Origin of the sequence: Calidithermus terrae (genome assembly GCF_003574345.1) — a bacterium.
Classification (GTDB): domain Bacteria; phylum Deinococcota; class Deinococci; order Deinococcales; family Thermaceae; genus Calidithermus; species Calidithermus chliarophilus.
The window spans coordinates 1-8,880 of the sequence record NZ_QXDL01000170.1 but is presented as its reverse complement, the minus strand read 5'-3'; the positions used below and the strand labels follow the sequence as shown (position 1 = coordinate 8,880).

Annotated in this window: 12 protein-coding genes; 8 read left to right on the top strand and 4 right to left on the bottom strand. The window is 66.7% G+C overall.

Translation table 11 applies throughout. The annotated features are described in order from the left end of the window. Positions 1-321 precede the first annotated feature (321 nt). Together Mterra_RS16020 and Mterra_RS16010 are read right to left on the bottom strand one after the other, a co-directional pair. Positions 322-885 carry a TQO small subunit DoxD gene (locus Mterra_RS16020; RefSeq protein WP_119316078.1) on the bottom strand — a complete coding sequence of 188 codons (564 nt, stop codon included), beginning with the start codon at positions 883-885 and terminating at the stop codon, positions 322-324. A gap of 92 nt (positions 886-977) precedes the next feature. Continuing rightward, entirely contained in the window at positions 978-1,814 is an 837-nt protein-coding gene (locus tag Mterra_RS16010) for a DUF1684 domain-containing protein (protein ID WP_119316077.1), read from the bottom strand. A 104-nt stretch (positions 1,815-1,918) separates the two neighbouring features. Here Mterra_RS16010 and Mterra_RS16005 point away from each other — a divergent pair, with 104 nt between their 5' ends. The 6 genes from Mterra_RS16005 (at position 1,919) to Mterra_RS15980 (ending at position 5,884) form a co-directional block, all read left to right on the top strand. Further along, entirely contained in the window at positions 1,919-3,574 is a 1,656-nt protein-coding gene (locus Mterra_RS16005; protein ID WP_119316076.1) for an acyl-CoA mutase large subunit family protein, read from the top strand. A gap of 53 nt (positions 3,575-3,627) precedes the next feature. Next, the gene (locus Mterra_RS16000; RefSeq protein WP_119316075.1) at positions 3,628-3,810 is read left to right on the top strand and encodes a hypothetical protein; all 183 of its coding nucleotides are present in this window, start codon (positions 3,628-3,630) and stop codon (positions 3,808-3,810) included. Further along, on the top strand, positions 3,798-4,094 hold the full coding sequence (locus Mterra_RS15995; RefSeq protein WP_119316074.1) for a type II toxin-antitoxin system RelE/ParE family toxin: 297 nt from the start codon (positions 3,798-3,800) through the stop codon (positions 4,092-4,094). The genes Mterra_RS16000 and Mterra_RS15995 overlap by 13 nt, the downstream gene beginning before the upstream one ends. A gap of 111 nt (positions 4,095-4,205) precedes the next feature. Then, entirely contained in the window at positions 4,206-4,547 is a 342-nt protein-coding gene (locus Mterra_RS15990) for a PaaI family thioesterase (protein ID WP_176582544.1), read from the top strand. Between the two features lie 10 nt (positions 4,548-4,557). Next, entirely contained in the window at positions 4,558-5,214 is a 657-nt protein-coding gene (locus tag Mterra_RS15985; protein ID WP_027892756.1) for a carboxylesterase family protein, read from the top strand. Positions 5,215-5,536: 322 nt separating this feature from the next. Next, complete coding sequence (locus tag Mterra_RS15980) at positions 5,537-5,884, top strand: hypothetical protein (protein ID WP_027892755.1); 348 nt, start codon at positions 5,537-5,539, stop codon at positions 5,882-5,884. A 56-nt stretch (positions 5,885-5,940) separates the two neighbouring features. Here the strand turns inward: Mterra_RS15980 and Mterra_RS15975 are convergent, their stop codons facing one another. Together Mterra_RS15975 and Mterra_RS15970 are read right to left on the bottom strand one after the other, a co-directional pair. After that, positions 5,941-6,477 (bottom strand): type I phosphoribosyltransferase, encoded by a 537-nt coding sequence (locus Mterra_RS15975; protein WP_119316073.1) that lies wholly within the window; start codon positions 6,475-6,477, stop codon positions 5,941-5,943. A 37-nt stretch (positions 6,478-6,514) separates the two neighbouring features. Beyond that, positions 6,515-7,054, bottom strand: coding sequence for a phosphoribosyltransferase family protein (locus Mterra_RS15970; RefSeq protein ID WP_119316072.1), 540 nt, complete (start codon positions 7,052-7,054; stop codon positions 6,515-6,517). Positions 7,055-7,259: 205 nt separating this feature from the next. On the opposite strand from Mterra_RS15970, the gene Mterra_RS15965 reads away from it, so the two are divergent. Then, complete coding sequence (locus tag Mterra_RS15965) at positions 7,260-7,688, top strand: bifunctional nuclease family protein (RefSeq protein WP_027892752.1); 429 nt, start codon at positions 7,260-7,262, stop codon at positions 7,686-7,688. A 316-nt stretch (positions 7,689-8,004) separates the two neighbouring features. Then, on the top strand, positions 8,005-8,772 hold the full coding sequence (locus Mterra_RS15960; RefSeq protein ID WP_119316071.1) for a metallophosphoesterase family protein: 768 nt from the start codon (positions 8,005-8,007) through the stop codon (positions 8,770-8,772). The last annotated feature ends 108 nt before the right edge of the window (positions 8,773-8,880 follow it).

Genomic DNA, 8,880 nt, shown 5'->3' with positions numbered 1-8,880 from the left:
AAGGCCGGCAAGACCCACCGGCAGATCCTCGAACACTTCTACCCCGGCACGTCGCTGACGGTGCTGAGCCCGGGAAGGTAAGCGGCAAGTGAAGAGCTTTTAGCCGTCAGCCTGTGGCTCGCGGTGACCCCACCCCGTCCCTCCCCGCCCGCGGGGAGGGTTTATCCCCCCTAGCCCCCCTTGCTAAGGGGGGTGCAGAAAGGGCGTCTGGCGTCTTGCGTACGACGTACGACGTACGACGCACGACGCACGACGCACGACCCCATCAGCAAAAACCCCACGGAATCACCGTGGGGTCAGGAGGGAGAGCCTGCTAAGCGCCTACGACGTTGCCTCCGCCTTTCTCCGGAAGATCACGCCCAGCCGGGGGAGCAGGTAGTAGTCGAGGCCCAGGTAGCCGGCGGTGCGCCAGGCGAGGACGAGCCAGGTGGCGACGATGAACATCCAGGGGTTCGAGCTCACGGTGCCCGCCAGCAGGAAGGCCGCGTTCATGAGGCCGGCGAAGAAGGCCGCGAAGCCGGTGAAGAGGCCGACGATGAGCGCGATGCCCACCAGGACCTCGCCGAAGGTCACCAGGTAGCTGAAGAGCACCTTGTTGGGCAGGGCCACGTTCTGGATGAACCAGGCGTACCAGCCGGTCACGTCGGGGTGGTCGCCGGTGGTCTTGCCCAGGGCCCGCTCGAGGAAGCCGCCCACCGCCACGCCCGCCTTGTCGCCCACCCACGCCGGGTTGTTGAGCTTGCCCCAGCCGGCCTCGAGCCACTGCCAGCCCAGGTAAATCCTCAGGACGAGCCAGATGGGCGAGAGCCGCGCATCCGCGAAGAGGAACTTCGTGATGTTGGGCTCGGGGATTTGAACGTTAGTGTTGATTCTTGCCGCTGCCATGCCTACCTCCTTCTCCTTCGAAATCCAAAGTACGGTAAAGGGCATAGCAGCAGTAGGTGGATTCGTACCCAACCAAATGTCCCTATCGGGGCTCATCCGCGCGGGATAGAATAGCGTTTTTCCCCCGCTTCGACGGCGACGCCCAGGCGGTTGACGAGCGGGGCCAGGGGGCAGGTGGCGTAAGGGGTGAAGGCACAGGGCGGGTTGATGGCCTTGTTGAAGTCCAGGACGAACTCCCCCTCCCGCACGCCCTCGGTGCTCAGGTAGCGCCCGGCCGGGTAGGTGCTATGGCCGCTGGTGGCGTCGCGGAAGTTGAAGAAGAGGTAGCGCTCGGGGTCGCTCGACTCGGCCAGCAGGCGGTGTTCCCGGCCCTCGAGCTCGAAGACCGCGTAGCCCGGCGAGGGCGACTCGCTCACCATCCCCAGCACGTTCACGATGGGGATGGTGGTGGGCTCGAGGTGGGGCACCAGCCGCGCGCGCACCCGCAGGCGCGGCTCGACGGGGAACCAGGCCAGGCCTTGGAATTCGCGGCGCGCGGGCGAGGCGTTGTCGATCACCCGGACGCCCCAGCGCTCCCCCCGGCGGATCACGTAGAACTTGACGCTCCCCAGCGCCAGGGTGTCGGCTTGGCCGCTGAGGTCGGCCTCGAGCCAGGCCTCCCGCACGGGCGCGCCGTTCAGCGTGACCCCGGCGCCAGGGTGGGCCGTGAAGCGCACGCCGTCCTCTAGGAGCTCCAGCACCCCGACCTCGCCGGGCTCACCGGGGAGGCGCACCGGGCTCGAGGGGTCACTGCCCACGCGGTTTTCGCCGGGCTCGAGCCAGAACAGCCCGGCCAGGCTGAGCCAGCCGTCCTCGGCCCGCAGGCGCGCTTCGCGCTCGGCCCGCCAGCGCTCGACGGAGGCGAGGTACTCGGTCTCGGAGTGGTCCACCGCCCGATCATAGCCAGCCCTCCCCCGCCCCGACTGTCGGGCTTTTCACCCATCGTCTGACGGATTGGCATTCTGCTGCCCCAAAACCGTTATATAATCCGGCTATGACCCCGACCCGTCCCAAGCACGCCTGGATGCGGGAAACCTACCGCAAGTCCCTCGAGAAGATGCCCGAGCGCCCCCTCGCGCACAAGACCCTCTCGGACATCGCCCCCGAGCCGCTGTACACGCCTGAAGACCTCAAAGGCTTCGACTACGACGAGAAGCTGGGCCACCCGGGCGAGTACCCCTACACCCGCGGGGTGTACGGCTCGATGTACCGCAGCCGCCTGTGGACCATGCGCATGTTCGCGGGCTTCGGCACCGCCGAGCAGACCAACGAGCGCTTCAAGAAGCTGATGGCCGCGGGCCAGATGGGCCTCTCCACCGCCTTCGACCTGCCCACCTTGATGGGCTACGACTCCGACCACCCCCTCTCCAAGGGCGAGGTGGGCAAGTGCGGGGTGGCCGTCTCCAGCCTGGCCGACATGGAGATCCTCTTCGAGGGCATCAACCTCGAGGACGTCACCACCTCCATGACCATCAACTCCCCCGCCAACGCCATCTGGGCGATGTACCTGGCGGCGGCCAAGAAGAAGGGCTACCGCTGGGAGAAGCTCGGCGGCACCATCCAGAACGACATCCTCAAGGAGTTCATCGCCCAGAAGGAGTTCATCTTCCCGCCCGAGCCCAGCGTCAAGCTCGTCATCGACACCTTCGAGTGGGGCCCGCGCAACGTGCCGAAGTGGAACTTCGTCTCGGTCTCGGGCTACCACATCCGCGAGGCGGGCTCCACGGCGGTGCAGGAGCTGGCCTTCACTCTGGCCGACGGGCTCGAGTACGTGGACTGGGCCCTCGAGCGCGGCCTCGACATCGACGAGTTCGCCCCCCGCATCTCCTTCTTCTTCAACGCCCACAACGACTTCTTCGAGGAAATCTGCAAGTTCCGCGCCGCGCGGCGCATCTGGGCCAAGCAGATGCGCGAGCGCTACAAGGCCAAGAACCCCCAGAGCTGGATGCTGCGCACCCACGCCCAGACCGCCGGGGTCTCGCTCACCGCGCAGCAGCCTTTGAACAACATCGCCCGCGTGGCGATCCAGGCCCTCGCCGCCGTGCTGGGGGGCACCAACTCCCTCCACACCGACGCCTACGACGAGGCTTTGGCCCTGCCCACCGAGGACTCGGCCAAGATCGCCCTGCGCACCCAGCAGGTCATCGCCTACGAGACCGGCGTGACCCACACCGCCGACCCCCTCGCCGGCAGCTACTACGTCGAGTGGCTCACCGACGAGATGGAGCGCCAGGCGATGGCGATCATCGAGGAGATCCGCCGCATGGGCGGGGTGGTGCGCGCCATCGAGGAGGGCTACTTCCTGCGCGAGATCGCCGACGCCTCCTACCGCTACCAGCAGGAGGTCGAGAAGGGCGAGCGCGTCATCGTGGGCGTGAACGCCTTCCAGGAGGAGGGCCTGCAGGTGCCCATCCAGCTCATCGACCCCGAGGTGGAGAAGGTGCAGAACGCCCGGCTGGCCCAGGTGCGCCGCGAGCGCGACCCCATCGCCGTGCAGGTGGCGCTCGAGGGCCTGCGCCAGGCCGCCAAGGAAGGCCGCAACACCATGCCCCACTTCGTCGAGTGCGCCCTGGCCTACGCCACGCTGGGCGAGATGATGGACGAGTTGCGGGCGGTATACGGGGTCTACGAGGAGCCGGTGTTGGTCTGAGCTTTGATATCCGGCTTTGGTATGCGGGTACGAGCGTGAGCTATACTCCAGGCATGTCGGTCAAGGAGCGCATGACCCGGATCATCCAGGAGCAGCCCGAGGACAGCAGCTTCGAGGAAATCCTGCGTGAGCTGGCGTTCGCCCGGATGGTAGATCGCGGTCTGGAGGACTCCCGCGCCAACCGTGTGGTCTCTACCGAGGAACTCAAGCAGAAGATTGGCGCATGGCGAAAATAAACTGGACTCTCGAGGCCGAGCGCTGGCTCGAGAAAATCCACGCCTACGTGGCAGCCCGCAATCCCGAGGCTGCCACTAAGCTGATCTTCGGCTTTCTACAGCGGGTCGAGATGCTGGAGTCCTTCCCCGAGATGGGCTACAGCTACCGCTCGGAATCCGACGGAGAGATTCGCGTGCTGGTCCACGGCCACTACAAGATCGCTTACCTGCTCAAATCTTCGGGCGATATCGACGTCCTCGGCATCTTTCACGGGTCGATGGAGATCGAGCAATACCTCGAATAAAGCCATAAAGCCCATCAACCTCGAGGAAATCCAGCGCCTCTACCAGACCGCCCACTTCATCCGCCACCTCGGGATGCGGCTGGTGGACGCCAGGTTACTCGCACCGCGAGTATCGGCTACGCCGACCCCCTAGGCGAGGGCTGGTGCCAAACCGAGCTCGAGGTCGGCGAGCAGCACCAGCAGCAGGACGGCTTCGTCCACGCGGGCGTGCAGGCGACGATGGCCGACCACAGCGCCGGGACCGCCGCCGCCACGCTGATCGGGCCGGGCCAGTACGTCCTGACGGTCGAGTTCAAGATCAACCTGCTGCGCCCGGCGCGGGGCGAGCGCCTGAACTGCCGGGTCCAGGTGCTCAAGCCGGGGAAGAGCCTGATCGTCGTCGAGTCAGAGGTGTACACGCAAAAGCGGGTGTCGAAGGCCACGGTGACGGTGGCGGTGCTGGAGAAGCCCTAAACTGAGGGCCATGAGCGTGCGCTTCCGCTACCGCAAGGCCGCCTTCGACACCCTCCCCTACGCGCTGTACGTGCCGGACGGCAAAGCCCCCAGAGAGGGCTGGCCGCTGGTGGTCTTCCTGCACGGCTCAGGGGAGCGGGGCAGCGACGGCCGGAAGCAGACCACCGTGGGCCTTCCGAAGCACCTCAAGCAGCACCCCGAGCGCTGGCCGGGCGTGGTGGCGATGCCGCAGTGCCCCGAGGGGCTGCGCTGGGAGGGCTTCGTCCTCGAGTCCGTCTACCGCCTGATCGGGCGGCTCGAGCGGGAATTTCGCACCGACCCCGACCGGCTCTACCTCACCGGGCTCTCCATGGGCGGCCACGGCACCTGGACCATGGCCTGCCTCTACCCCGACCGCTTCGCCGCCATCGCCCCCATGTGCGGCGCCGCCGACCCCTTCCGGGTGATGTTCAGCCTGCAACACCTGCCGGTGTGGAACTTCCACGGCACCGACGACGGCGTAGTGCCCGTGGAGTTCAGCCGGGTGCTGCGGCAGGCGCTCGAGAAGGGCGGCAACAAAACCCACCGCTTCACCGAGTACGACGAGGTGGGCCACGCCGTCTGGGATAAAGGCTACGCCAACGAGGAACTCCCCCGCTGGATCTTCGCCCAGCGACGCAAGCGCTAATACCAGATTCGGTCAGTCCGGCGCCGTTCGGCGCCGGACTGACAGGGCCGAAGGGAGTGCTCTAGGATTCAAAAAGATGGCCTCCGGGGCTCTTTGGATTGGACGACTATCTTTTTGAATCCGGTATAAGCAGCTCCGGCACCTCGTCCTCGGCAGGTGCTTGCGGGAACCGCGATCCGGGCATGGAGCTTGTGCCAGCACCGCAGGTGCGGACGGCGGCTGCGCATTTCCCGGAAATTTCACGCCTCTCGTCTACGCTCTCGCATGAGGTCCGTGGCGGCGACGGTTTCGCGGCTTGCCACAGAAAGGAGTTGGCGAAGCTATGTTCAAATGGCCCCCGCAAGTCTCCAACACCACCCTCGCCTTCGCCTCGAGCCAGTCGGTACGCTGGGCCCTCGGCCCGCTGATGGTCACCCTCGACCTCTTCGACCCCGACGGGGCCGGCGTGCAGTATCAGGTCACGCTGGTGGGCGTCCCCGTCAGCAGCGGCGCCCTCAGCACCGAGCACGCCCGGGTGCCGGGGAGCGTGGGCAACGACTGGGTGAAGGTGCGGCTGGAGCTCGAGGCCGACTTCGACTCGAGGGCCGTGCTGGTGAGCGGCGAGCTGTGCCTGCGCGAGAACGGGAGCTGGCGCTGCCAGACCTTCCAGCGCTGCTTGCTGCTGTGGTGAGCGCCCCCCAGGATGACGGAGCCGGGGGCCAAGCCCCCGGCTCGGCTTCGCGAGGTTCAGGCGGTCTGCAGGATGGGGATCTCGGAGAGGAAGGTGATGGGCAGCTTGTTGGTGCCCTGGTGGAAGGCCGCCAGGCGGGCCACCACCTTGGCCCCGGCCCGCACCGCGACCTTCTCGAGCGCCGCGATGGTCCCGCCCGAGGAGACCACGTCCACCACCAGGCTCACGTTCTGGCCCATGAGCTTCTCGGCCATGCGGCTGTCGAGCCATAGGGTCTCGCTCACGCCCAGGGTGAGGGACTGGACCTCCTGGATGATGGGGTCTTGCATGTAGGGGCGGCGGCGGCGGCGCACGACGACGTAGGGCTTGCCCGACATCTGGCTCATGGCGTGGGCCAGCACGATGGGCGAGGTCTCCATGGTCAGCAGGTAGTCGGTCTCGGGGGGCAGGTGCTTGAGGAGGGCCTCCGCCGAGGCGTTGACGAGCTCGACGTCGCCCATCAGCTCGATCAGGGGGATGCGGACGCCGGGAAGGGTTTCGACCAGGGGCACGTGCCGGGTGACACGGCCTACCGTGATGGGGTAGGTGTCCATACTCATCGTTGACCTCGTTACTCCAGCGAACTCTAGCCTATTGCTCCGGCTCGAACAAGGGCAGGTGCCCCAGAGCCAGCACGTCGTCGCGGTGGTTGCCTTCGGTGAAGACCGCCAGCACCGCGCTCATCTGGCCGCCCACGTCCTCGATCAGCTCGCGCAGGCCCTTGAGGGTGCTCCCCGTCGAGACCACGTCATCGACGATGGCGACCCTCTTGCCCTTGATGAGGGGGATGTCGGTGCCGTCGAGCACGAGGAGCTGGGGCTTGCCGGTGGTGATGGAGATCACCGTGCGGGTCACGGGGTTGATCATGTAGGGCTTCTCGGTCTTGCGGGCGACCACGTAGGGCTTGCCGGTGAGACGGGAGAGCGCGTGGGCCAGCGGGACCGCCTTGACCTCGGGGGTGATGAGGGTTTCAACGTCGGCGGGCATCTTCTCGGCGAGCGCCTGGGCAGCGGCCTCGACGAGCTCGGTGTCACCCAACAGGTTGAGGAGGGCGACCGCGACGCCCGGCCCTACCTGCACGACCGGCAACTCGCGGGTGACCCCTCCGATGTTGACTGGGTACGTTTTCACCCCCAAAGTTTATCGTACCCCTGACGTTTCGTACCAAGCGGCCCAGAAGCTCGAGAGGGCAAACCCCGGCCACGACACCTTCACCCGGGCCCCCGGCAGGCTTTGCAGCGCTGCCCTGTCCTTCACCTCCCAAAGCTACACATCTGCGTTCAGGGAGGGGTGCCTATACTGAGCTACGGATTCGTGAGCTCATTGGGAGGAAGCAATGGTAAGGGCCAAAGTCGAAAATTTGGGCTTGGAACCCAACTCCGGCAGCGTCATCGTGCTCCTGCGGGCCGAGAACGGCCCCATCCTGCCCATCGTCATCGGGCACCTCGAGGCCCAGCACATCCTCGCGGCCTTTTCCGAGGAGAAGCCTCCCCGGCCCCTGCTGCCCGACCTCTTCGCCTCGGTGCTCGACCTGCTGAGCATCAAGCTGCACCGGGTCGAGATCATCGAGCTGAAGGAGGGCACCTTCTACGCGCGGCTGATGCTCGAGCAGCGCGGCGTGGAGTACGAGGTCGACGCCCGCCCCTCCGACAGCCTGGCGCTGGCCTTGCGCACGGGGGCCGAGATCCTCGTCGCCGAGGAGGTGCTCAAGCAGGCCGGCGTGGACGAGTTCAAGATGCCGGGGGGGAGCACGGCGCAGGCGTGAGGCATGTCGATGGTCGATAGCCCATAGCCGATAGCCGAACGCCGAACGCGGGTCGTACGTCGTACGCGAGACGCCAAACGCCGAACGCCGAACGCCGAACGCAAAACGCAAAACGCAAAACGACTATTCTTTACCCCCCTTAGCAAGGGGGGCTGGGGGGATACCCCCTCCCCGCGTGCGGGGAGGGAAGGGGTGGGGTGAACCACGAGCCACGGGCCACACGCCTTTTGCTGATGGCTGACCGCTGACGGCTGATAGCTGCCCACTCAGCACCAATTACCGGCGTCCCCTGAGCGGACCCGGTACGCTAGGCGGGATGCTGCTGCGAACGATCGTTCTCCTGCTGTTGCTGCTGGGTGCGTCGGGGCTGGCCCAGCGGTTGGCGGTAATCGGGGATTGGGGGGCTGACAGCCCTCACCGCCCCAAGGTAGCCCAGGCGATGCGCGAAGCCCACGAGAAGCGGCCTTTCGACGGGCTGCTGACGCTGGGCGACAACTTTTACCCCAGGGGGGAGCCCATCCAGGCCTTTCTCGACGACCTGCCGAAGGTCCGCGTTTACCCCGCCTTCGGCAACCACGACGTGCCCGCGCTGGGGGCGCAGCTCCGGCTCTTCCAGGTCGAGCGGCCCTACTACAGCTTCCGGCTGGGGGCCCTCGAGGTCTTCGTGGTCTACTCCGAGGTCTTCGACGCGGCCCAGCGAAGCTGGCTCGAGGCCGCCCTGCGCGCTTCGGAGGCCCCCTGGAAGGTGCTCACCCTGCACCGCCCCCTCTACAGCTCGGGCCTGCACGGGGGCAGCCGCAGCCTGCGCGGCACGCTCGAGCCCCTGCTGCTGAAGTACGGCGTCCGGCTGGTGCTGGCCGGGCACGACCACGACTACGAACGCCTGGAAGCCAAGGGCATCACCCACGTCGTCGCAGGCGGTGGCGGGGCCTACCTGCGCGGCTTCCTCAAGGCAGTCCCACAAAGCCTGGTTCGGGCCGTGGAAGCCCACTTCGGGGTGCTCGAGGCCTCCGAGGAACGGCTGACCTTCACGGCAGTTGCACCGGAGAACAAGGTGCTCGACACTTTCACGCTCAAGCGGTAAGCGGTAAGCCCTCAACCGTCAGCTTTCAGCCGTCAGCGGTCAGCCTTCAGCTCGTGGCCTGTGGTTACCCCCATCCCGTCCCTCCCCGCCCGCGGGGAGGGTTTATCC